This is a genomic window from Nocardia transvalensis NBRC 15921 (assembly GCF_000308875.1).
Classification (GTDB): Bacteria; Actinomycetota; Actinomycetes; order Mycobacteriales; family Mycobacteriaceae; genus Nocardia; species Nocardia transvalensis.
Genome location: NZ_BAGL01000118.1, coordinates 18,082 through 41,192 on the forward strand (window position 1 = coordinate 18,082; position 23,111 = coordinate 41,192).

24 protein-coding genes and 1 tRNA gene are annotated in these 23,111 nt (G+C 69.0%); 10 read left to right on the forward strand and 15 right to left on the reverse strand.

Going from position 1 to position 23,111, the window contains the following annotated elements:
- Positions 1-13: 13 nt before the first annotated feature.
- Positions 14-229: a hypothetical protein gene (locus tag ON41_RS41940; protein ID WP_157185678.1), complete on the forward strand. Its 216-nt coding sequence runs from the start codon at positions 14-16 to the stop codon at positions 227-229.
- Here the strand turns inward: ON41_RS41940 and ON41_RS31315 are convergent, their stop codons facing one another.
- Complete coding sequence (locus tag ON41_RS31315) at positions 230-1,120, reverse strand: RNA polymerase sigma-70 factor (protein WP_051162887.1); 891 nt, start codon at positions 1,118-1,120, stop codon at positions 230-232. It abuts the gene before it with no gap.
- Positions 1,121-1,287: 167 nt separating this feature from the next.
- Here ON41_RS31315 and ON41_RS31320 point away from each other — a divergent pair, with 167 nt between their 5' ends.
- Positions 1,288-1,761 (forward strand): carboxymuconolactone decarboxylase family protein, encoded by a 474-nt coding sequence (locus ON41_RS31320; protein ID WP_040751774.1) that lies wholly within the window; start codon positions 1,288-1,290, stop codon positions 1,759-1,761.
- Positions 1,762-1,818: 57 nt separating this feature from the next.
- Here the strand turns inward: ON41_RS31320 and ON41_RS31325 are convergent, their stop codons facing one another.
- The gene (locus tag ON41_RS31325; RefSeq protein WP_040751775.1) at positions 1,819-3,432 is read right to left on the reverse strand and encodes a cutinase family protein; all 1,614 of its coding nucleotides are present in this window, start codon (positions 3,430-3,432) and stop codon (positions 1,819-1,821) included.
- A gap of 154 nt (positions 3,433-3,586) precedes the next feature.
- Here ON41_RS31325 and ON41_RS31330 point away from each other — a divergent pair, with 154 nt between their 5' ends.
- On the forward strand, positions 3,587-4,423 hold the full coding sequence (locus ON41_RS31330) for an LLM class F420-dependent oxidoreductase (protein ID WP_040751743.1): 837 nt from the start codon (positions 3,587-3,589) through the stop codon (positions 4,421-4,423).
- A gap of 30 nt (positions 4,424-4,453) precedes the next feature.
- Positions 4,454-4,600, forward strand: coding sequence for a hypothetical protein (locus tag ON41_RS39815; RefSeq protein WP_063709981.1), 147 nt, complete (start codon positions 4,454-4,456; stop codon positions 4,598-4,600).
- On the opposite strand, the gene ON41_RS31335 is transcribed toward ON41_RS39815, so the two are convergent.
- The 9 genes from ON41_RS31335 to ON41_RS31375 form a co-directional block, all read right to left on the reverse strand.
- Positions 4,594-5,154 (reverse strand): hypothetical protein, encoded by a 561-nt coding sequence (locus ON41_RS31335; protein ID WP_157185679.1) that lies wholly within the window; start codon positions 5,152-5,154, stop codon positions 4,594-4,596. The two genes, ON41_RS39815 and ON41_RS31335, sit on opposite strands and share 7 nt — an antisense overlap.
- Positions 5,155-5,268: 114 nt before the next feature.
- On the reverse strand, positions 5,269-6,168 hold the full coding sequence (locus tag ON41_RS31340) for an SMP-30/gluconolactonase/LRE family protein (RefSeq protein ID WP_246829638.1): 900 nt from the start codon (positions 6,166-6,168) through the stop codon (positions 5,269-5,271).
- Positions 6,169-6,311: 143 nt separating this feature from the next.
- A complete protein-coding gene (gene gcl, locus ON41_RS31345) occupies positions 6,312-8,102 on the reverse strand; it encodes a glyoxylate carboligase (protein ID WP_040751745.1) in 1,791 nt (596 codons plus the stop codon).
- Positions 8,103-8,139: 37 nt separating this feature from the next.
- Positions 8,140-8,520 carry an allophanate hydrolase-related protein gene (locus tag ON41_RS31350; protein ID WP_040751746.1) on the reverse strand — a complete coding sequence of 127 codons (381 nt, stop codon included), beginning with the start codon at positions 8,518-8,520 and terminating at the stop codon, positions 8,140-8,142.
- A 16-nt stretch (positions 8,521-8,536) separates the two neighbouring features.
- Positions 8,537-9,544, reverse strand: coding sequence for an allantoicase (alc, locus tag ON41_RS31355; protein ID WP_051162891.1), 1,008 nt, complete (start codon positions 9,542-9,544; stop codon positions 8,537-8,539).
- Entirely contained in the window at positions 9,545-10,870 is a 1,326-nt protein-coding gene (allB, locus tag ON41_RS31360) for an allantoinase AllB (RefSeq protein WP_040751747.1), read from the reverse strand.
- A 111-nt stretch (positions 10,871-10,981) separates the two neighbouring features.
- Positions 10,982-12,106 (reverse strand): glycerate kinase, encoded by a 1,125-nt coding sequence (locus ON41_RS31365; protein ID WP_040751748.1) that lies wholly within the window; start codon positions 12,104-12,106, stop codon positions 10,982-10,984.
- Positions 12,107-12,111: 5 nt separating this feature from the next.
- A complete protein-coding gene (locus tag ON41_RS31370) occupies positions 12,112-12,987 on the reverse strand; it encodes a 2-hydroxy-3-oxopropionate reductase (protein WP_040751749.1) in 876 nt (291 codons plus the stop codon).
- Positions 12,988-12,999: 12 nt separating this feature from the next.
- Positions 13,000-13,821 (reverse strand): hydroxypyruvate isomerase family protein, encoded by an 822-nt coding sequence (locus ON41_RS31375; protein ID WP_040751751.1) that lies wholly within the window; start codon positions 13,819-13,821, stop codon positions 13,000-13,002.
- Positions 13,822-14,060: 239 nt separating this feature from the next.
- On the opposite strand from ON41_RS31375, the gene uraD reads away from it, so the two are divergent.
- The 5 genes from uraD (at position 14,061) to ON41_RS31400 (ending at position 18,077) form a co-directional block, all read left to right on the forward strand.
- Positions 14,061-14,558 carry a 2-oxo-4-hydroxy-4-carboxy-5-ureidoimidazoline decarboxylase gene (gene uraD, locus ON41_RS31380; protein WP_157185680.1) on the forward strand — a complete coding sequence of 166 codons (498 nt, stop codon included), beginning with the start codon at positions 14,061-14,063 and terminating at the stop codon, positions 14,556-14,558.
- Positions 14,555-14,890 carry a hydroxyisourate hydrolase gene (uraH, locus tag ON41_RS31385; protein WP_040751754.1) on the forward strand — a complete coding sequence of 112 codons (336 nt, stop codon included), beginning with the start codon at positions 14,555-14,557 and terminating at the stop codon, positions 14,888-14,890. The genes uraD and uraH overlap by 4 nt, the downstream gene beginning before the upstream one ends.
- 6 nt (positions 14,891-14,896) lie before the next feature.
- Entirely contained in the window at positions 14,897-15,805 is a 909-nt protein-coding gene (gene pucL, locus ON41_RS31390) for a factor-independent urate hydroxylase (protein ID WP_040751755.1), read from the forward strand.
- A gap of 43 nt (positions 15,806-15,848) precedes the next feature.
- Positions 15,849-17,198: a nucleobase:cation symporter-2 family protein gene (locus tag ON41_RS31395; RefSeq protein ID WP_040751757.1), complete on the forward strand. Its 1,350-nt coding sequence runs from the start codon at positions 15,849-15,851 to the stop codon at positions 17,196-17,198.
- A 114-nt stretch (positions 17,199-17,312) separates the two neighbouring features.
- Entirely contained in the window at positions 17,313-18,077 is a 765-nt protein-coding gene (locus ON41_RS31400; protein WP_276325763.1) for an IclR family transcriptional regulator, read from the forward strand.
- 27 nt (positions 18,078-18,104) lie between these two features.
- Here the strand turns inward: ON41_RS31400 and ON41_RS31405 are convergent, their stop codons facing one another.
- The 4 genes from ON41_RS31405 to ON41_RS31420 form a co-directional block, all read right to left on the reverse strand.
- Positions 18,105-18,755, reverse strand: coding sequence for a Uma2 family endonuclease (locus ON41_RS31405; protein ID WP_040751760.1), 651 nt, complete (start codon positions 18,753-18,755; stop codon positions 18,105-18,107).
- Between the two features lie 47 nt (positions 18,756-18,802).
- Positions 18,803-19,810 (reverse strand): hypothetical protein, encoded by a 1,008-nt coding sequence (locus tag ON41_RS42545; RefSeq protein ID WP_174411379.1) that lies wholly within the window; start codon positions 19,808-19,810, stop codon positions 18,803-18,805.
- 139 nt (positions 19,811-19,949) lie between these two features.
- Complete coding sequence (locus ON41_RS31415) at positions 19,950-21,047, reverse strand: hypothetical protein (RefSeq protein ID WP_040751762.1); 1,098 nt, start codon at positions 21,045-21,047, stop codon at positions 19,950-19,952.
- A 228-nt stretch (positions 21,048-21,275) separates the two neighbouring features.
- Positions 21,276-21,351: transfer RNA gene (locus tag ON41_RS31420), tRNA-Gly, on the reverse strand.
- A 164-nt stretch (positions 21,352-21,515) separates the two neighbouring features.
- Between ON41_RS31420 and ON41_RS31425 the strand changes: the two genes are divergently transcribed.
- On the forward strand, positions 21,516-23,111 hold a 1,596-nt coding region (locus ON41_RS31425; RefSeq protein ID WP_040751763.1), incomplete at its 3' end, for a glycosyltransferase family 39 protein.

The window sequence follows — 23,111 nt, forward strand, 5'->3', positions numbered from 1 at the left end:
TTACGGCCCTTGCGTGATTACGGGTGCGTCACTCAGCAGCCGGTGCGCCGTCCCGCCGAGGACGAGGCCGCGCACCTCGGAGGAGCGTCGCGGTGTCCTCCCCGCCCTCCGGGAGCGCCTGGACGAATTGGACCGTCGCGCAACCGAACTCGATGCCGCGCGAGATCTGCTGCGCCGCACCATCACTGCCACCGAAGCCGCCGCGCCGGGCCGGGACGGGCACGGCTGATCAGCGGCTGACGGCGGTCTCGTGCTCGAGGCGCGACAGCTTCTCGGGATTGCGCACGGAGTAGAGGCCGGTGATGAGGCCCTCCTCGACGCGCAGCGTCATCACGGTGTCGACCTCCCCGTCGACCCGCAGGATCAGCGCCGGGTAGCCGTTGATCTGCGCCTGCTCGACCGACATCAGCCGCTTGATCCGGGGCAGGCCGAGGGACAGCAGGTTCGCCACCGGGCGCGCGCCCACGACGGGGTGCAGCGCGGCCTGCTTGATGCCGCCGCCGTCGCCCAGGAATACGACATCGGGCGCCAGGCGGTCGAGCAGGCCCTGGAGGTCGCCGGTTTCGATGGCGCGCTGGAACGCCTCCAGCGCCGCCCGGGATTCCGTCGGCGAGACGGGTCCGCGGGGGCGGCGCGCGGCGACGTGCGACCGGGCGCGGTGGGCGATCTGGCGGACCGCGGCCGAGGTCTTGCCCACGGCCGCGGCGATCTCGTTGTAGTCCAGATCGAAGACGTCCCGCAGCACGAACACCGCGCGCTCGGTCGGCGTCAGCGTCTCGAGCACCAGCAGCATCGCCATCGAAACGCTGTCCGCCAGCTCGACGTCCTCGGCCACGTCGGGCGCGGTCAGCAGCGGTTCGGGCAGCCAGGGTCCCACATAGGACTCGCGGCGGCGGCCGAGGCTGCGCAACCGGGTGAGCGACTGGCGGGTGGTGATCCGGACCAGGTAGGCCCGGCGGTCCACGACCGTGTCGAGGTCGACGCCCACCCACTTCATCCAGGTCTCCTGCAGCACGTCCTCCGCGTCGGCGGCCGAACCGAGCATCTCGTAGGCGACGGTGAAGAGCAGGTTGCGGTGGGCGACGAAGGTCTCGGTCGCGGAGTCCGGGCGCTCGCTCATCGGTGGCTCTCCTTCATGGGATATCGGTACGGGCACGAGACGCTCGATTCGGCCGTTCTGTGACACCCGGGGCCGGTGGTCTATGTCACAGAGACGAGCCGTCACGACCGACCGGCGACCGGCATCTTGTGTTCGTTCGACGCAAGACGACGAGTGAGGACGACATCATGACATCCCGTATGGACCTGGCCGGCACGGAGATCGGCGCCAAGTTCGCCAAGCGGTTCGGCAATGCCAGCCTGGCGATCATGCAATCGTCGCTGCCGAAGGTCACCCAGGATCTGGTGATGCTGCGCGTCAGCCAGATCAACGGCTGCGGCTACTGCACCGACGCGCACAGCAAGGACCTCGCCCACGCGGGAGAGAGCGCGGTGCGCGTCAACCTGGTCGCCGCCTGGCGGGAATCGACCGTGTTCACCGATGCCGAGCGGGCCGCGCTGGCCCTCGGCGAGGAGGGCACCCGGATCTCCGACGCCCAGCCCGGCGTCTCCGACGACACCTGGGCCGAGGTGCGCAAGCACTACGACGACGAGCAGGTCGCGGCCCTGGTCTCCCTGGTCGCGCAGATCAACGCCGCCAACCGGCTCGGCGTGATCCTGCGTCAGCAGGGTGGTTCCTACGTGGCCGGAACGTTCGGCTGACCTGGGAACGGAAAAGGCCGAGTGCCCGTGCGGCACTCGGCCTTCCGGCTGTTCGGACTACTTCGACGTCGTGGTCGCCGGGGCGGTCGTCGTGGTCGTCGTCGTGGTCGTGGGCGGGGTGGTGGTTGTCGTTGGTGCCGTGGTGGTTGTCGTCTGGCTCTCGGTGGATGTGGTCGCCGGAGGTGTGGTGGTGTTCGGCGTAATGGACGTCGGTGCGGGAGTGGTGGTCCCGGACTTCGGCGTCGTGGTGGCCGGAGCCGTGGTCGGCGTACTGGTCGGAGCGTTCGACGTGGTCGCAGCCTTGTACGCCGCGGCCAGATCGGCCTCCTCCGGCTTGGACGCCGGGTCGACCTGCTTACCCGCCTGCGCCTGCTGCGCGAGGTGGGTGAGCCAGGCGGCCGCGTACTCGGACGAGGTCATCGGCTTGCCGTTGGCCGGGTCGGCGTCCTTCCAGTAGTCGAAGTGGTGACCGGTGTGGTCCGGCCCGAAGGTCTGCTGGTAGGGATCGCTCAGCACCACGGGAATCGTGTTCTGGTTGGTCACGATGAGGCCGACGATCTCGTTGAGGACCTTCTGCGGCAGGTAGGCCAGCGGCGACATCTCGCCGGTCGAGATCGAATCCGCCTTGGCAGGCGTCTTCGGCGCCTGGCCCGGCTTGTAGGCCGGGTCCGACACCCGCAGCAGGACCTGGAGGAACGTCTCGTCGCTCGCCATCCAGTTCGGCTGCGACTGGATGTCGGCGAAGGCGGCCATCGCGATGCGGCCGAGGACCACGGCGACATCCTGCCCCGTGGCGGGTGTGAGCCCGTCCTTCTGCAGTGCGTCGACATTCAGCTGCCGACCGACGTTCACCGCCAGTTGCAGCAGCGAGATGTTCTGCGGCGCGGAGCACGTGAGATCGCCGTCGGAGCAGAACGAGGCGACCTTGCCGTTCAGCGAGCCGAAGTCACCGCTGGTGCCCGGCAGCGCGCCCTGCCCGGCGACCGGCTTCCCGCCGTAGCCCTGGTCGAAGCCGTCGGGGTGGTTCGGATCCTTCGCGCCCGGGAACGGTCCCTCTCCGGCGGAGCGGCCCGCGTCGGCGAGGATGACGACGCCGACGACGTTGTCCGGGTTCACGACGCTGTAGGCGCCGTCCTTACCGGGCGCCTCGTGCCCGATCCCGGTGGCGACGCGGCGGACGACGTCGGCGCCCTCGCTGTAGCCGACGATCGAGAACTTGGTGTCGGGGCACGCCTGCGCGATCTCCCGCATCACCTTCTGAGTGTTCGCCACGCCGGTGTTCACGGCGTCCTCGTAGGTGTTCATATTCGCCGGATAGGCGATGTAGACCGCGGCGTAGGAGCCCGGGTCGACGGCGCCGGCCGGGGCGTTGACCACCGGATCGACCCATTCGCTGCTGTGGTCGCCCGACAGTGCGGCGGGTAGTTCGTTGCCGTTCGCGTCGACCAGCATTTTCGTGGTGCCCTCGACGGGGGTGTCGTTGCGGCCCGCGACCGAGATGGTCACCATGTCGTGGCATTCGGTGACCGACGAGGTGAGCTGGGTGTCCCGGGTCTGCGGGGACGACGTCAGTGCGAACGACGCGGCGACGATCGCCGCCACGCCCAGCACCGCCGGTGCGGCCGCCGCCGTGGCGATGCGGTGGCGCGCAAGGAACTCGCGAAGAGCCATGTCCTGATTCCATTCCAGATGATCCGACAAGTGAATGGACAAAGCCCCCCGACGGGCATGTGTCATCGAGGACGTCGCGGCAGCGGCGACGAACGTTACCGGCCGGTTTGCTGATGGTGAAATAAATTGCCACGGCCGGGTGGTTCGCCCCGGTATGAAGATCGGAGTCAACACCTTCCTCACCGACGAAGGAATCAGCGGGCCGAAACTGGGCGTGGCGCTGGAGGAACGCGGGTTCGAATCCCTGTTCCTCGCCGAGCATTCCCACATCCCCGCCAGCCGCGAATCCGCGTATCCCGGCGGCGGCGAACTGCCCCGGGTCTACTACCGCACCCTCGACCCGTTCGTCGCGCTCGCGGCCGTGGCGCAGGCGACCGAGACGCTGATTCTCGGCACCGGCGTCACCCTGCTCATCCAGCGCGATCTCATCCACACCGCGAAGGAGGTCGCCTCCCTCGACCTGCTGTCCGGCGGCCGGTTCGTCTTCGGCGTCGGCGTCGGCTGGAATCGCGAGGAGATGGCCGACCACGGCACCGATCCGAAGACCCGCGGCGCGCTACTGGACGAGCAGCTCGAGGCGCTGGTCCGGATCTGGACCCAGGACCTCGCCGAATATCACGGGCGCTTCGTGGATTTCGATCCGATGTTCGCGTGGCCGAAGCCGGTGCAGCGGCCGCATCCCCCGATCTTCATCGGCGGCGCCGAGGCCGCGGCCAAGCGCGCGATCCGCCACGGCGTCGGCTGGGTGCCCAACGGCGCGCCCGATCCGGACGCCGTCCGGGCGCAGCTCGCCCTGGTCGCCGGGCACGATGTGCCGGTCGCCGTCACTCCCGTCGCGCCCGATCCGGCGATTCTCGACGCGTACGCCGAGGCCGGGGTGCGGCGCGTGACGCTGTCGTTGCCGACCGTGCCGGAATCGGAATCGCTGCGCATCCTCGACGACTACGCGAAACTGGCCGACCGGTATGCCGCCGAGTCCACCGGCACCTAGACTCGGAATCGACGAGAGGAAGGACCGCCGATGAAGCGAAATCTGAACTGCCCCTGTGGAGAAGCCATCGTGGGCACCGACGAGGACGATCTCGTGGAGAAGACACAGCGGCACCTGGCCGAGAACCATCCCGGGCACGACTACTCGCGCGACGAGATCCTGTTCATCGCCTACTGATCCGCGGGCGTGCCGTTCAGCGCGTCGAGTTCGGTTCTCAGGTTCGTGATCTCCGCGGCGAGTTCGTCGCGGAGTTCTTCGCGTTCGCGGAGGCTGAGCCGGAGGCTGTCGATGGTGTCGTTCATGGCCGCGAGCTGGCGGTCGTGGCCCTCGAGATGCCATTCGATGACCGCGCGCCGGTCCACGTCGGCGCTGGCGTTCGCGACCCAGTCGACCACGTAGTCCAGCCAGTCGGGCTGTTTGGGCATCTCCTCCTCGGCCGACTCCCAGCCTCGCCGGAGTCCGGGCTTCGAGGACAGCACCCGCTCGGGCTCCGGGCCCGGGGTCTGCATCTGGACGATGGTGAGTTTTCCCGCGCTGGTGACGACGGCCGTGAGGCGATAACGCCCGGCCAGGTGCATCCGCAGCTCCGCGGTGCCGCGCCCGTCGGCGTCCATGGCGCCCAGCCAGGGACCGCTCGCCGCGTCGAGGATCGCCTCGATCATGCCCAGCTGCCCGACCCCGCGGCGCAGCCGTGTCGCGCGTTTGCGCAGATCATCGGATGTGGCGGTCATCTGGTCCCAGTGCATCGCACCCGCTTCCTGGTTGGTCGGCTCCTGGTTACCTCCGAACATAGTTGCCCGGGATCTTTCGCGACGGCGGACCTGCGGGGCGGGCGCGGACGGAGTTCAGGCGGGAGCGAGGTCGGCACCGGCCGGTGGCCTGATCCGCCGGACCGTGCCGTCGAAGAGCGTGGCGTAGAGCGCCCAGCCGTCGCCGTCCGGGCCGATGCGGACCGAACTCGGGCCCGTCCAGCCGCCCGACAGGCCCGTGGCGACGGGACAACTCGCTCCGGACTCCGGGTCGACGCGGTAGATCGTTCCCGTGAAGTGCGCGGCGACGTAGAGATCGCCCGCCCGCGACATGGTCAGATCGTCGGGGCTGGGGAAGAATCCGGGCAGGGTCGTGACGATGCTCCAGCTGCCCGGGTCGTCCAGCGGGACGCGATAGATCTGCCCCGTGAACAGGTCGTCGGTGTAGACGGTGCGGTGGTCGGGGGACAGCGCCAGCCCTTCGCCGTGCGGCACCGGTGACCAATTCGGTTGCACCGCACCCGTGTCGTGCCAATACCGGGTCAGGCCCCTTGGCGGCCCACCTTCCGTGCCGACCCAGGTGGTCAGGAAGTCGCCGCCCGGCAGACGCAGCAACCCGTTGCCCGCGAAATCGATCGGCTGGTCCAGGCGCCCGGAGGTGATGTCCAGCCGTTGGAGCTTGCCGTCCTGGCGGGTCAGGAAGTACAGATCGTTCCCGTCCCGCTGCAACCCGCCGGGGGCCGCCAGGTGATCGAGCACGGTGCGCACCTCCCCGGCCGCACCCATCCGGTAGACCTTCGTATCCCCGGCCAGGTAGAACCCGCCCTCCCCGTCGGGCTCGAGATTCTCCACCTGCTCGAGCCCGCGGGCCACGGTGTCGACCTGCCACCCGCCACACTCGGCCGCCGCCGCCTGCCCCGGCACAGCCGTCAACACCGCCCCGGCGACGGCCGCGGCCATTCCTGCCACCCGTACCCGTTTGCCGATCTTTCGCACCCGCGCAGCGTATGTCCCGGCCGAGGCGGTGTAATGCCCCCGCTTCTCGCGGCCCACCTCTTCGCGTCGGACACGCACCCTTCCTTGTTTCCGGCACGCTTTTGGCCGGAATCCACGCGCGCAATGGACGGGAAGTCGCCTGGTCAGGCCAAGGGGAGGAGGGCGGTGGGGGCGTCGGCGGGCGATTCGGCGAGGTCCTCGAATTCGGTGATCTTGTCGATATCGGTGGCGCCCATGGAGATGTTGGTGATCTTCTCCAGAATGATCTCCACGACCACGGGGACGCGGAACTCGTCGGCCAGGTGGCGGGCGCGGGTGAGGGCGGGGGCGATGTCGTCGGGGTGCTCGACACGGATCGCCTTGCAGCCCAAGCCTTCCGCGACGCGGACGTGGTCGACGCCGTAGCCCTTGGCCTGGCCGATCGAATCGTCGGCATTGATGTTGTCGAAGCCGAGCTGGACGTAGTAGTCCATGTCGAAGGCCCGCTGCGCCTGGCGGATCAGGCCCAGATAGGAGTTGTTCACCAGTACGTGCACGTACGGCAGGTGGAACTGGGCGCCGACGGCGAGTTCCTCGATCATGAACTGGAAGTCGTAATCACCTGACAGCGCAACGACATTCGCCTCCGGGTCGGCCGCGACCACGCCGAGCGCCGCGGGCACGGTCCAGCCGAGCGGCCCCGCCTGGCCGCAGTTGATCCAGTTGCGCGCCTTGTAGACGTGCAGGATCTGGGCGCCCGCGATCTGCGAGAGCCCGATCGTCGACACGTACCGGGTGTCGCGACCGAACGCGCGGTTCATCTCCTCGTACACCCGCTGCGGTTTCACCGGGACGTTGTCGAAATGCGTCTTGCGGTGCAGTGTCCGCTTACGCAGGGTGCATTCGTCCACCCATGCCGAATAGTCGGGCAGCGTCCCGGCCGCCCGGCGTTCCCGCGCCACCGCGATCAGCTGCTCCAGCGCCGCCTCGGCGTCGGAGGCGATGCCGTAGTCGGGCGGGAACACCCGGCCGATCTGCGTCGGCTCGATGTCCACGTGCACGAAAGTGCGTCCCTTGCGGTAGGTTTCGAGCCCGCCGGTGTGGCGGTTGGCCCACCGGTTCCCGATGCCGAGGACGAAATCCGACGCCAGCAGGGTGGCGTTGCCGTAACGGGTGGCGGTCTGCAAACCGGCCATCCCGGCCTGCAATTCGTGATCGTCGGGCACGATGCCCCAGCCCATCAGCGTCGGCACCACCGGCACGCGCAGCAGTTCGGCGAATTCGACCAGCAGGTCCTCCGCGCCGGCGTTGATGATGCCGCCACCGGCGACGATCAGGGGCCGCTGCGACGCGGTCAGCATGTCCAGCGCCTTGGCGGCCTGCGCGCGGGTCGCGGCCGGTTTGTACACCGGCAGCGGCTGATAGGTGTCGGGATCGAATTCGATCTCGGCGAGCTGCACGTCTATCGGCAGATCGATCAGGACCGGACCCGGACGTCCCGAGCGCATCAGGTGGAACGCCTGCTGGAAGGCCCCGGGGACCTGCGCCGGTTCCAGCACGGTCACCGCCATCTTGGTCACCGGCGCCGCGATGGACGCGATGTCGACGGCCTGGAAGTCCTCCTTGTGCAGCCGGGCGGTCGGCGCCTGCCCGGTGACGCACAGGATCGGAATCGAATCGGCGATGGCCGAATACAGGCCGGTGATCATATCGGTGCCGGCGGGCCCGGAGGTCCCGACGCACACGCCGATATTGCCGTGCGCGGCCCGGGTGTATCCCTCGGCCATATGCGCGGCGCCCTCGACGTGGCGGGCCAGCACGTGCGCGATCCCGCCGTGCGCGCGCAGCGCCGAGTAGAAGGGATTGATCGCGGCGCCGGGCAGGCCGAAGGCCTGGGTGGCGCCCTCCAGCTCCAGGATCTTCACGGCCGCATCGACGGCCCGCATCCGTGTCATGTGGTGGTACTCCAATTATCCGGTGTGAGTGGGTATGTCAGCCCGCGGTCCCGCGGTAGGCGCGCCAGTCGCCGATATCGGAGATATCGATCAGCTGCGCGGAGCCGAGTTCCGTGCGGCGCAGGACGGTCGCCAGGCAGGCGGTGCCGTCGTCGAGTTCGATGAGGCCCAGTTCGAGTTCCGGCGGCTCGGCCGGAATCAGGTTGTCGCGCAGGACTTCCATCGGCACGTCGTACACCTCGCCGGCGACCGCGCGGCCCTCGGCGTCGGTGGCGATCATGGCCGGAAAGCGGTCGGCGACGGAGTAGTAGCGGTACTTCGGCGCGCTGCGGGCGGTGCGCAGCAGGGGCGCGCCCGCGATCTGGTCGTGCAGGCGGCCGCCGCGCATGCCGTCCCCGTTGAGGAACATCAGGACCATCGGGATCTCCGTTCGGTCAGTTGCCGGTGGTGGTGGCGATGAAGTGGTCGTGCAGCGCCTGCCGGCCGGCCGGGGTAAGCGGTCCGTACAGGCGCAGGCGGGCGATGCCGCCGTCGGGAAAGACGTTGAGCCGCACCTGGTTCACCGGCTGCTCACCGGTGAGGCGGAAGCGATGCGGCGCGTCCGGCTGCGGGGTGACGGGCGGCAGGAGCGGCACCACCTCGCCGGAGTCGGTGTAGCCGTCGAGTGAGAGACGGCTGGGCGCATTGCCCTTGTAGTGGGTGGTATCGAGTTCGAGTACGGTCGGCACCGCCTCGGCCGCCAATGCGACGGTGGCCCAGTCGTTTCCGTCGTCGCGCCGCCGCCGGGTCTCCCAGCCGTCGGCCATGAAGCGCGAGATGCCCGGTTGCAGCATATTGTTCGGCGGGGAGAAGAATCCGTCGCTGCATCCGACGACCCGGCCGCCGTTGTGCAGCGCCGCCAGATCGAACGGCACAGCGTCGAGCCACTGCGGATCGGGAACCGCCGTGCCGTGCACCCGCAGCCGCGCGATACCGCCGTCGGGATGCATATTGAGGCGCACGTGGGTGAGCCGCCGGTCGCCGGACACCTCGAAGACGGTGCGCGTGTCGCCCGCCACGGGGGACCGGGGAACCACCGTGTGCCAGTCGGCGGCGAGCAGTTCCTCGACGCCGGGCTGCCCGGTGACGCAGGCGCCCTCGACGGAGACGTGCGGGGGATAGTTGCCGACGAAGTACGCGGTGTCCACGACGATCGCGGCCGGAACGCCCGCGATGCCGAGGCGCAGCAGCGCCCAGTCGGGTCCGGCGCTGCCGTCGCGACGGCGCCGGGTCTCCCAGCCGTCGTACTCCTGACCCTTGTTGGTGAAGGTGTGCGGCCGGTAGGCCGGCGCCTCGTCCTTCACGAGATTCTCGCGCTCGGCGAAGAATTCGTCGTTCGCGGCGACCACACTGCCGCCCACCTGGCGGGCCGCCAGGTCGGGCAGCTGGGACCAGTCACTCATCTACATCCCTTTCTGCAGCAGGCGGCCACGGGGTTGGTCGCCGGTGATCCGCTCGCCGCGCAGCCAGGTGGATCGCACCACGCCGCGCAGCTCGCGGCCGTCGTAGGCGGAGATCGGATTGCGTTGGCGCAATGCGGCCGCGTCGACGACGAAGGTCTCGTGCGGGGCGAAGACGCAGAAGTCGGCGTCCGCGCCGATCGCTATGCGCCCCTTGTGATTCAGGCCGACCAGATCGGCGGGGCCGGTGGCCGTCCACCGCACGATGTCGGTGAGGGCGACCCAGTCGGGCGCGGCCGTCCATACCGCGGACAGCCCGACCTGCAGGCCCGCGATACCGCCCCACGCCGTGCCGAAGTCGCCGCCGCCCGCGCGTTTGAGATCGACCGTACTGGGCGAGTGGTCGCTGACCACGGCGTCGATAGTGTTGTTTCGCAACCCGTTCCACAGTCGTCGCTGGTTGTCGCGGTCGCGGATCGGCGGGCAGCATTTGAACGCGGTGTCGCCGTCCGGGATCTCCTCGGCGCTGAGTGTCAGGTAGTGAGGGCAGGTCTCGGCGGTGATCCGCACACCCCGGGCGCGGGCGGCGGCCAGGAGCGGCAGCGCGGTCGCGGCCGACAGGTGCAGCACATGCACTCGGGCGCTGTACTTCTCGGCCAGCTCGATCAGGGTCTCGATGGCGCGGTACTCGGCCTCGGCGGGACGCGAGGCGAGGAAATCCGCATAGCTCGGTCCGTGTGGGGCCGGGGCCGCGTCGATGACGTCCGGGTCCTCGGCGTGCACGATGAGCAGTCCGTCGATCGCGGCCACCGCGCGCACCGTCGCCTCCAGCTGGTCGCGGTTGAGGTGGCAGAACTCGTCTACGCCGGACGGCAGCAGGAACGCCTTGAATCCGAAGACGCCCGCCTCGGCCAGCGCGGGGAGGGTCGAGAGGTTGTCGCCGACCGCGCCGCCCCAGAACCCCACATCGATGTGGCATTTACCCTGCGCCGCTTCGGTTTTCGCACGCAGGGCCGCCGTATCGATGGTGGCGGGAATGCTGTTCAGCGGCATATCGATCAGCGTGGTGACGCCCCCGGCCGCCGCCGCGCGCGTCGCCGACGCGAAGCCCTCCCATTCCGTGCGGCCCGGCTCGTTGACGTGCACATGACTGTCCACCAGGCCGGGCAGCAGCACGGCGTCGTCGGATATCTCGACGACCTCGGCCGCGCTCACCGGCGCGTCGAAGGGCACGATCTCGGTGATGCGTCCCGCGCGGACCACCACGGACGCCGCGCCCTCACCGTGGGGCGTGATCACGCGACGCGCGCGAAACACTCTGGCATTCACGGCTTCTCCTGTACTTCTCGATGGTGCGGGGCACCGCGGTCCGCAGATCCAGCGGAAGTCGGGGACCCATTGACGGCGGATGGGTCCCCGGCCTCCGCAGGACCGGCGTGGCTACGGCGCGGGGAGATGGGTGTGGGCAATTCGTTCGGCTTGGTGGGCCAGGAGTTCCGCGGCGTTGTCCTGGCAGCGCCGGAGGTCGGGTTCGAGGTCGGTGAGGGCGTAGGCGGCGGTGAAACCGGCGGCGCGGAGTTGCTGGTCGCCGAGGAGATTCCGGCCCGCGATCGCGATCGTCGGTATCCCGGACCGGGCGGCGACACCGGCTGGGGCCTTGCCGTGCAGCGTCTGATCATCCAAGGAGCCTTCGCCGGTGATCACCAGGTCGGCGCCCTTCGCGACGCGGTCGAAGCCGACCAGGTCGAGCATGATGTCGATGCCTCCGGCCCGCCGAGCGCCGAGCACCGCGATCGCCGCGAAGCCGATGCCGCCCGCCGCACCTGCGCCGGGCCGGTCGGCGGCATCGAATCCGGTGCGTCGCGCGACCAGGTGCGCCCAGTGCGCCAGCCCGGCCTCCAGCGCCGCTACCTCCCCTCCACTCGCGCCCTTCTGCGGCCCGAAAACCGCTGCCGCGCCGTCGGTTCCGAGGAGTGGATTGTCGACGTCACTCGCGAGCACCAGCTCGACCTCGTGGATGCGTGGATCGAGGCGGTGCAGGTCGAGGTAGGCGATATCGGTGAGCCCGCCGCCACCCGGACCCGCCGGGCGGCCGTCCGCGTCCAGCAGGACGGCCCCGAGGCCGTCCAGCAGGCCCGCGCCGCCGTCCGTACACGCGCTGCCGCCCACACCGAGAACCAGTGTGCGGCAGCCGGTATCGAGCGCCGCCCGCACCAGCTCGCCGACCCCGATGCTCGTCGCGGTGAGCGGTGCGAGCGTGCCGCCCGGCAGCCGCGACAGGCCACACGCGGCCGCCGCCTCCACGACCGCGACGGTGCCGTTGTGCGCGAATGCCGCTCGCACCGTCTCGCCCGTGGGGCCGCCGACGTTCGTTGTGACACGGTCGAACCCGGCCGAGACCGCCGCCTCCACCGTCCCCTCGCCGCCATCGGCCACCGGCACCCGGCGGATATCGGCATCCGGCCACACCCGCCGAATCCCGGCGGCGAGCGCCTCGGCAACCTCGGCGGCGGTCAGCGACCCCTTGAACTTGTCCGGGGCCAGGACGATGCGCGGTGGTCTCATGGGTCCTACCGCCCGTTGAGGTTCTCGACGACCTTCAGCAGCGCCGAATGGTCGAGCGACCCGTACCCCTGCGCGCGCCCGGCCGCGATGAGCGAACCCACCAGCGCGCCGGTCGGCAGGGCGATATCGGCCTGGCGCGCGGCGTCGGCGACGATCCCCATGTCCTTGTGGTGCAGGTCGATCCGGAATCCGGGCGCGAATTCCCGCGCCACCATCGAGGCGCGCTTGAGTTCCAGGATCCGGCTCCCCGCGAGGCCACCCGCCAGCACGTCGAGGCCCTTCCCCGCATCGACGCCCAACGCCTCCATCAGCAGGATCGCCTCGGCCACCAGGGCATAGGTGCCGCCGACGACCAGCTGGTTGGCGGCCTTGACGATCTGGCCCGCGCCGTGCTCGCCGACATGGATCCAGGTCTTGCCCACCGCCTCGAAAATCGGTGCGGCAGCGGCGAAATCGCTCTCCGTACCGCCGACCATGATGGACAGCACGCCCTGTTCGGCGCCCGCCTGCCCGCCGGACACCGGCGCGTCCAGGACCCGGAATCCGGCCTGTGCGCCCGCCTCGGCGACGGCGAGGGAACTCTCCGGCCGGATGGTCGAGAAGTCGATCAGCAGAGCGCCTTTCGGCGCGTGGGCGAAGACGCCCTCGGCCCCCAGCACGACCTCCTCGACCTGAGGATGGTTGGGCAGCATGGTGATCACGATCTCGGCGTCCGCGACCGCCGCCGCGATATCACCGGCCCGCCGGCCACCCTCGGCCTCCAGCTTGTCCAGCGCCTCGGCGTTGAGGGTGAAGCCGGTGACCTCGTGCCCGGCCCGGACGAGATGGCCCGCCATCGGCGAACCCATGATGCCGAGGCCGATGAATCCGATCTTGCTCATTCAGATGCTCCTTCAATTGCTCCGTGTCGCGCTGGGCAGCCAGGCGAGACTGTCGGCGCTGGCGCCGGAGGGGACGTATTCGGCGGCCACGTAGCCGCGGTATCCGGCCGCGCCGATCTTGTCGACGTAACCGAAGAGGTCGAGGTCGCCGGTGCCGGGCTCGTGCCTCCCCGGCGCGTCGGCGATCTGCACGTGGGCGATCCGGTCGCCGTAGCGTTCGACGACCTTGTCCAGGTCGTCGCCGTTGACCGCCAGGTGGTAGAGGTCGGCGAGCAGGCCGAGATTCGCCGCCCCCTGCGCGGCGCGCACCCGGTCGAGCACACCGATCACATCGGCGGCCGACTTCAGCGGATAGGCCGCGATCCCGCTGACCGGCTCGAGCAGGACGGTGCCGTCGATCTCGCCGAGCGCGCGGGCGGCCAGTGCCAGATTGCGCACCGCCACCTCGTCCTGTTCGGCCGGGTCGACGCCGTCGATCCGGTTGCCGTACAGCGCGTTGAATGCCCGGCAGCCCAGCCGCCGGCCGATTCGCACGGCGAGCGCCACGCTGTCGGCGAATTCCCGCTCGCGGCCCGGCCAGGAGACCAGCCCGCGCTCGCCGCCGGGCATGTCACCGGCGAACAGGTTGAGGCCGATGAGCCGGACGTCCGCCCGCTCGATCGCCCGGACGAACTCCTCCACCTCGGCCTCGCCGGGGGTGGCGGTGGCGAACGGCCACCAGAACTCGACCGCGTCGAACCCGGCCGCCTTTGCCGCGGCCGGGCGATCGAGCAGGGGGAGTTCGGTGAACAGGATGGACAGGTTCACCGCGTAGGGGAGTGGTTGTTCAGTCATGCGATCTCTCGTTCGATGTCACGAAAGGCGGGGTGAATTCCATAATGTGGAAACTAACTTCCGTAATACGACGGTAACGCTGCCGTAGTGTGGCGGTCAACACTTCGAACGAAATTCGGGCCAACCTCCGCCGGAGCGTTGACAGGCCGCTGCGACGGGTCTTACATTCGGTCAGACGGAACTAAAGTTCCGCGATGTAGAACTATCCCAATCCCGGTCTACCGGGCGGAGGTATACCGGTGACGGATTCGCTCCCGATCTCCCGAATCAACGAACTGCCCGCCGCGGCCTGGGCGGAGGCCCTGAAAAGTGTTGTGGGCGTGGCGGAATGGGTCGACAGGATCGAGTCGGCTCGGCCGTACCCCGACCGCGCCGCCCTGCTGGAGCTGGCCGAGCGGGAGGCCTCGGCGCTCACCGAGGCCCAGGTGCGCCGCGCGCTGGCCGACCATCCCCGCATCGGGGCGCTCACCGCACCCGGCTCCCGGGCGGCGGCCGAGCAGTCCGGGGTCGACGCCGCCGATGCCGACCTGACCGAGCGGCTGCGCATCGGCAACCGCGCCTACGAGGACAGGTTCGGCCACATCTACCTGGTGTGCGCCGCCGGCCGCGGCGGCCGCGAGCTGCTCGCCGATCTCACGGCCCGGCTGGACAACGATCCGGCCGCCGAAATCCTGGTCACCCGAAGAGAACTCGCCGCGATCGCACGAAAGCGGCTGGAACGGATGGTTATTCCATGAGCCGCAGCGCCATCACCACCCACGTGCTCGATACCGCCGCCGGGCGTCCGGCGCGCGGGGTCGAGACCCGCCTGGAGGCCCGCGCCGGCGACGGCTGGCGGTCCCTGGGCGTCGCCCGCACCGACGACGACGGCCGCGTCACGAATATCGGCCCCGAGCGGGTCGAGGCCGGCGACTATCGCCTGACCTTCGACGCCGCGGGCTATTTCGGCGATCGAGACCGCTTCTTTCCCGAGGTGACCGTGACCTTCACCGTCGCCGATCCGCGGCAGCACCACCACGTTCCGCTGCTGCTGTCCCCGTTCGCCATGTCCACCTACCGAGGGAGCTGAACTTCCATGGCCATCCAGCTCGGGCCCAACCAGTACGGCAAGGCCGAGAACCGGCTCGTGCGGATCGTTCGCGATACCGCGCGCCACCAGATCCGGGATCTCAACGTCTCCTCGGCGCTGCGGGGCCGGTTCGCCGACGCCCACATCACCGGCGATCAGCGCGACATCCTTCCCACCGACACGCAGAAGAACACGGTGTTCGCCTTCGCCAAGGAGAAGGGCGTGGAGGCGATCGAGGACTTCGGCCTCACCCTCGCCGACCACTTCATCGCCCGCTGCCCGGGCGCGGACGGCGCGCGCGTCGAGATCGACGAATACGCCTGGGACAGAATCCCTGTCGACGGCATCGGGCACGACCACTCGTTCGTGAGCAGCGGCGGCGGGGTGCGGACGACGGTGATCAACGTGGACGGGGTCGGCCCCGACCGGCGCGCCCACGTGGTCTCCGGCATCAAGGATCTGGTGCTGCTGAAGTCGACCGGGTCGGAATTCCACGGCTACTTCAAGGACAAGTACACGACGCTGGAGGAGACCAGCGACCGCATCATGGCCACCTCCCTGGTCGCCCGCTGGCGCTACGACCGCGCCCAGGATGTGAACTGGGACAAGTCCTTCGACTCCATCCGCTCGATCCTGTTGCGGCAGTTCGCCGCCGTGCACTCCTACGCGCTGCAACAGACCCTGTACAGCATGGGCCGTGCGGTGCTCGAACAGCATCGCGAGGTGGCCGAGATCCGGTTCTCGGCGCCGAACAAGCACCACTTCCGCTACGACCTCGAACGTTTCGGCGTCGACAATCCCGGTGAGGTCTTCATCGCCGCGGACCGGCCGTACGGCTTGATCGAGGCCACCGTCGAGCGCGACGACGCCACCGACCCGGGTGCGGCGTGGCACGGGATTCCCGCCTTTTGCTGAGCCGCCGCGGCCGTCCGGCCCGCCGATAACAGGAGGTGCGGCCATGGCTGCCGCGAAATCCGAAGCGCCCGTACGACATCCGGTGGACGAACTGCCGTCCCCGTGGCGGCTGCTCGCCGGCGGACTACAGCACATCGCGGCGATGGTCGCCGGCGTGGTGGCGCCGCCGCTGATCATCGGGGCTGCGGTCGGGCTGAACCACGCCGATCAGGCGATGCTCATCACCGCGAGCCTGTTCAGCGCCGGGCTGGCCACACTGCTGCAGTCGCTGGGCTGGTGGCGGTTCGGGTCGCGGCTGCCGCTGATGAACGGGGCCTCCTTCGCCGCCGTCGCGCCGGTGCTGGCCATCGTGAAGACGTCGTCGCCGGGGTCGGCGCTGCCCGCCGTCTACGGCGCGACCCTCGTGGCCGGTGTGCTGGCAACCCTTGCGGCGCCGTACTTCTCGCGGCTGCGGCGGTTCTTCCCGCCCGTGGTCGGCGGCACCGTGATCACACTCATCGGGCTGTCGCTGCTGCCGGTCACCCTGAACTGGGTGCGGGGCGAGGGTGCGGGTGCGGGGGCTCCGGTGCCGATGCGCAATCTGCTGATCGCCGGGGTCTCGCTGCTGTCGGTGCTGGCCTGTCACCGGTTCCTGCGCGGGTTCGCCAAGCAGTTGTCGCTGCTGATCGGGCTGGTGGTGGGTTCGCTGGCGGCCTGGCCGCTGGGGCTGGTGGACACCGCGCCGCTGCGGGGCGCGGCGGTCGCCGGATTCGTGCCGCCGATGCACTTCGGGGCGCCGCAGTTCCAGATCGGCGCGATCGTCACCATGGCCATCGTGATGCTGGTGGTGATGACCGAGAGCACCGCGACGATGATGGCGCTCGGCGAGATCGTCGAGCGACCGGCCGACGAGCGCACCATCGCCGACGGGCTGCGCGCGGTCGGGGTCGGCACCGCGGTGAGTGCGGTCATGGGCGGATTCGCGTGCAGTGCCTTCGCGCAGAACGTCGGGCTGGTCGCGTTGTGCCGCATGTACAGCCGCTACATCGTGGCGGCCAGCGGTGCGCTGCTGGTGCTGCTCGGACTGTTCCCGGTGGCCAGCGGCGTGGTCGAGCTGGTGCCGAAACCGGTGCTCGGCGGGGCCGGGCTGGTGCTGTTCGGGACCGTCGCCGCGGGCGGCATCCGGACGCTGGCCAGGGCCGATCTGGCCGACCCGGTCAACTCGCTGATCGTGGGGGTGTCACTGTTCATCGGTATGACGCCCACCGTGGTCCCGTCGTTCTACGAAGGTCTGCCGGGTCCGCTCGCTACGATTATGGGGTCCGGGATCAGCGCGGGCTGCCTGACGGCGATCGTGCTGCATCAGGTGTTCCGGCTTCGCGCGCGCGTCGCGGGTGCCGCGGTGAACCCGTAGAACCCCGGCTACCGGATTATTCTTCCGTATCATAGAATTCTGTTTCCGCTATACGAACTTTCGTGCGGAGCCGGATGATGAGGTGGGTGCGACCACCGCGACGGAAGGATCGCCGTGACCGAAGCACGTCCGCGGACCGGCGGGGTGCAGTCCGTCGATCGCGCCTTCGAACTGCTGGAACTGGTGGCCGACGCGGGCGGTGAGGCGACGCTGTCGCATCTGGCCGAGGCGTCCGGCCTGCCGCAGCCCACCATCCACCGGCTGCTGCGGACCCTGATCGCCGGCGGCTACATCCGCCAGCAGCCGTCGCGGCGATATTCGCTGGGGCCCAGGCTGATCCGGCTCGGCGAGACGGCCAGCCGGGTCCTCGGCGCCTCGGCCCGCCCGCATCTGACCCGCCTGCGCGACCTGACCGGCGAGACCTCCAATATGGCCGTCCTCGACGGCGACCAGGTCGTCTACGTCGCCCAGGTGCCCTCCCCGCACGCCATGCGCATGTTCACCGAGGTCGGTCAGCGCGTCGACCTGCACTGCACGGCCGTCGGCAAGGCCGTCCTGGCCACGCTGCACCCCGACGAGACCGCCCGCATCCTCGCCCGCCTCTCGATGAGCCCCCGCACCATCCACACCATCACCGACCCCGAGGTCATGCGCACCGAAATCGACCGCATCCGCATCCAGGGCTACGCGGTAGACGACGGCGAACAAGAAATAGGCGTCCGCTGCTTCGCCGTAGCCGTCCCCGACGCCCCCACCCGAGCCGCCATCTCCATCTCCGGCCCCCAGGCCCGAGTCTCCGGCCTCGACATGGACGCGATAATCCCCCTCCTCCAGCAAACCGCCACCAACCTAGGCCGAGACCTACTGTCCCAGAGCTGAATTCCCGGGCGCGAGTTCGGCTGGGTATCAGAATTCGAGTTCGCTCCACGGGATCCGGATGGGGAACGGGAAGTCGAAGGTGATGCCGTCGGTCTGCGCGGAGGCCCACTCGCCTGCGACGACATAGTTCGCCGGGCGTAGTGGTGAGACTCCGGCCGGGAGGCGGCCGTGACCGGTTTCGAGGGCGTACGCGCGGACGATCGATATCGGCCGTTCGGTTCCGAGTAAAACTTCCCAGTACCAGGGTATGCCAGCGCCTGCGTACCGGGTCTTCTTCGCCTCGATGTCACGCTCGGTATTCGACGGGGACAGCACTTCACCGGCGATGTAGACGTCTGTGGCTCGGATTTCCTGGTACCTCCGCTCCAGACAGTGGTAGACCAGGAAGTCCGGAGTCACGAAGTCGGATTTTCCTGTGGCACCGAAGAAAACGTTCGTCCCGGTAGTCGCTCGCCAGCAGTGTTCAGGATGGTTGGACATATGGTCACGTGCACATCGCCGCAGTGCGCTTCGGAGTTCTACGCTGCAGTCCTGATGCTCGGCGGGACCGCGCCGGACCCATACGACCCGACCGTCCCACAACTCGATCTGACCGGCGATCTCGTCGGGTAGGCGCTCGAGCTCCTCCCAAGTCATGTACTCGGGGAGATTCGGTCGCTCGACATGTGGGGTCGACATCGCTGCCATGATATCCGCTGGTACCTGCCGGTTGGGCCTGGTGGCGATCAAGGTCGGGTGGTCAGCATTCGCTCCAGCTCATCCCATGGTTCGGCGGTGGATCGGCGACGGGTTCGGGTCGCGTGTGTGTTCTCGGCGGCGAGACAGCCGATCCGCAGGAGCAAGGGAATGTTCATGTGGCGCACTGCCGTCCAGCGTTTCTTGTCGTCCAGTACGACGAATCGGGCCAGAGTCTTGCCCGCTGCCGCGGCGCCCGACAGTGCGTGTGCGGCGAGGAGGAGTTCGGTCCGCAGTGCTTGCCGGCGTTCGTCGAGATCGGCGCTGCCGGTGGCGATGTATGCCTTCGCGTGAATGTGAGTGCGCAGGACCGCCTCGGTGGCGAGAACGCTCAGCGACGGTGTAAGGATCCCGGATCGCACATTGAGCCCGTTGCCCGCGGACGGGCCGAGGTAGACCGCGTGGGCGAAGGTGCGGAGATCTCGATTGTCTAGCTCGTACAGCAACGACGATCCGGGCAGTGGCAAGCTCATCGGTGTTACCAGATCGGCGGCGAGGTGCTTGACCCACAGCACCAACGCCTCCGAGGTGGATTCGGCCGCGCGGAACGGACCCGATATCGGGATCGTTTCCTTTTCCCCGTGGTCCCAGCGCACTCCACGGAATTCACCGGTGCGGATCTGCCTCAATGCCTCGAACGGGCGGCCGAGATCGTGCCCGGCAGAGCGCACTCGATGGGCTCGCCCGCCGAATCCCGGCCCCGTGTAGTCGATCGGGAGCTGTTTTCCTGCTCGCTCCCATGCCCGCATTCGGGCGGTGCGCCGAATCGGCGTCATCGACTCGGCAGCGGCCCGATCGAGCGTCGAATCGAACCATGCCGCGAGCGCGCCGATGATCCCCGTGACACCGACGGCCAGCAGGTCGTCGCGATCCCAGACGATGCGCCGGCGTGCCCGCCACTTCTCGAACTGTGCGCGTTGCTCGGGCGTCAGAGCGGCATCGAAATCTATTCCGCACCATCCCGACTCGGCGCGCACCCGGTCGTTGATTTCGGTCATTTCGGCGTACGACGCGGGCGCGGGTTGTCCACGAACATTCGACGCGTCGCCGTCCGTGAGCGCCGAGTCCGTGGCAGCCTCTAGTTCGGCTATCCGCCGACTGATGGTGTCGAGATTTCGATCGATGGAGTCGTCCATCTCAGCTCGCAGCCGACTCTGGGATGCGACTGAGGACGACTTCGATAGCGCTCTCGGCCATGTCGACCTGCTCGCGTTCGCGGCGCAGCTCGTCGCGCAGTCGGCGGTTCTCCGCGGTGAGCCGCTTGTTGTCGGCGCTGAGCCGCCTGATTCGCTCGATCAGCAACTCGCGGTCGGCGACGAGCGTTTCCAGGCGTTGATGCAGCGCCAGCACCACCCGCCGGCGTTGTTCGTCGCGATCGGTGTCCTCCGAGAGCACCACTCGGTTGATCAGATCCAATCGCATCGCCCCGACTACAACCTGTCCGGCCGTCCACGGGGTCCAGCGTGCGCCGGTCGCCGCCACACCCGCGACCGCTATGCCACCGACACCGGTGACCAACGCGGTACCGCCGGCGACGCCGAATCCGCCCGCCGCGATCGCTCCGCCACCGAGGGTAGCCAGTCCCGCCGACGTCGCCGCCGCGCCGGAAAGTCCTGCCGCCGTGCCGATTGCGGTGCCGATCAGTGGTGCGGCCCAACCGGCGGTCGCCACTCCGATGCCGAGGCCGAGCGCGCCGGCCACGGCTACTCGCCCCCAGCGGACGTTCTTCCGGCGGAGTCGGCGGATGAGCACTCTGTGCTCTGTGAGCATCGCATCGAGGTCCGATTCCCGGGCAGCGGGAAATCCGGCGGCCAATGCCCGAAGTGTGTCCCGGCGAGCCGTGGCATTCCATCCGAGTTTGGCGGGCCAAGGGTCGAAGAGCACCAGGTCGACCAGCAACAGCAAGGATCTGCTGCGGGAGTCGATTCTGTGCGGCGCTTGCCGGCCGTGATCGGCGATCAGCTGCACCGCGGAAGTGCTGTCCGACTCGATCGCGGTGGCGAGGTCCGATACGAATTGTGTTTGGGCGGTGAGCTTTTCGGAGGCCGTAAGTTCCGCGCGCAGCTGTGCTACCGCCTGGTCACACACCACCTGTTTCGCCGCGAGTTTGTCAGGGTCTCGGGTTGCCGCCAGATCGGCCTGCATCATCGTGATCTGCATCGTCGCGAGCGATACAGATTCCCCCCACGCCAGCGTGAACCGGCTGTTGTCGGGCTCGTCGTCCGTCCTCACCACACCCCCAAGCACTTTCGGGTCCGTTCAGTATTGCGGTGCCCGCCGACAAGCCTTGGTTTTCGAGCGATTCGATCGGGCGAACGGACTATCACAATCTCTGCCCGGTTCGTTTCATGGAGCGGATTGCCGAGTCTTCGACCAGTCGGAGCCGGGTTGTGTAGATGAGGGAGCTTCAGAATCGGAGAGGACGTTCGGAACGGTCGCTGCACGTTGCCGAGCTGTATTTCGTGGAGCGGATGACGGGATTCGAACCCGCGACCCTCACCTTGGCAAGGTGATGCGCTACCAGCTGCGCTACATCCGCGTTTCGCCGTTCGGCGATGGGAAAACGATAGCGGATGGGGGTGGGGATGGACGAATCGGGTGGTGGGTGGGGTGCGCAGGGGGCTCACAGCAACACCACAGCGTTGTTGTACGGCGGACCCAGGTGGGGTCTCGACCATGGGATCGAGACACGAGAGGACCACCATGACCACGATCGAGGCTCCCGCGCGGCGGGAGGCACCCCAGACCCCGAGTCCGCCGTCGCGGCGCTCGCGGGCGCATCACCTGTTCTTCGGGCCGGACGACCAGCCGCGCTGGGCCCGTCCGGCGCTGTGGGCGCTGCTGCTCGCGACTGCCGTCGCCTATCTGTGGGCGTTGAGCGAAAATGGTTGGGCCAACGACTATTACGCGGCCGCGGTGCAGGCGGGCACACAGAGCTGGAAGGCGCTGCTGTTCGGTTCGCTGGACGCGGGTAACGCCATCACCGTGGACAAGCCACCCGCCTCGCTGTGGGTGATGGGGCTCTCGGGGCGCCTGTTCGGCTTCAGTTCGTTCTCGATGCTGCTGCCGCAGGCGTTGATGGGAGTGGCGTCGGTCGGCCTGGTGTATGCCGCGGTGCGGCGCTGGAGCGGTCCGGCCGCGGGTTTGCTGGCGGGTGGCGCGCTCGCGCTCACGCCGGTCGCGGCGCTGATGTTCCGGTTCAACAACCCGGACGCGCTGCTGGTCTTCCTGATGGTCGCGGCCGCCTACTGCACGGTGCGCGCGACCGAGCGTGGCAGCGGGCGCTGGCTGGCGCTGGCCGGTGTGGCGATCGGATTCGGATTCCTCACCAAGATGATGCAGGCGTTCCTGGTGCTGCCCGCGTTCGCGCTGGTCTTCCTGGTCGCTGCGCCGATCGGAATCTGGCGGCGGATCGGCAAGCTGCTGGGCGCGCTGGTGGCCGTGGTCGTTTCCTCGGGCTGGTACATCCTGCTCGTCGAGCTGTGGCCGGCCGGGTCGCGACCGTATATCGGCGGATCCACGAACAACAGCCTGCTGGAACTCGCGCTGGGCTACAACGGGCTCGGCCGGGTCCTCGGCGGATCCGGTAACGGCGGAGGCGGCGGCCCGGGTGGCGGTGGCAACACCGGCTTCGGCGGCGGCACCGGGATCACCCGGATGTTCGGCGACTCGATGGGGACCGAGATCTCCTGGCTGTTCCCGGCGGCACTGATCGGACTGGTCGCGGGCCTGTGGCTGACCCGCCGCACGCCGCGCACCGGACGCACCCGTGCGGCGCTGATCCTCTGGGGCGGTTGGCTTCTCGTGACCGGCGTGGTGTTCAGCTTCATGCAGGGCACGATGCACCCGTACTACACGGTCGCCCTGGCCCCGGCCATCGCGGCGCTCGTCGGTCTGTCGGTCGTCGAATTGTGGCGTGCCCGTGGGCATATCGCGGCGCGCGGCGTACTCGGCATCATGCTCGCCACGACCGGCGTGTGGAACTTCTTCCTGCTGAACCGGACACCGGACTGGTTCCCGGCGCTGCGCTGGGTCCTGCTGATCGGGTCGATCGTCACGGCGTTGGTCCTGGTCGTGGGCGCGCACCGGCTCGGCCGGCTGACGGTGGTCGTGACGGCCGCGGCGCTGCTGTTCGGGCTCGGCGGCACCGCCGCCTACACGATCGACACCGTGACCACCGCGCACAGCGGATCCATCCCGACCTCCGGCCCGCAGACCGGGCACGGAATGGGCTTCCCCGGCGGTTCGGGCGGTCCCGGCGCAGCGGATGGATCGGGTCGGCCCGACGGTGCGGACGGA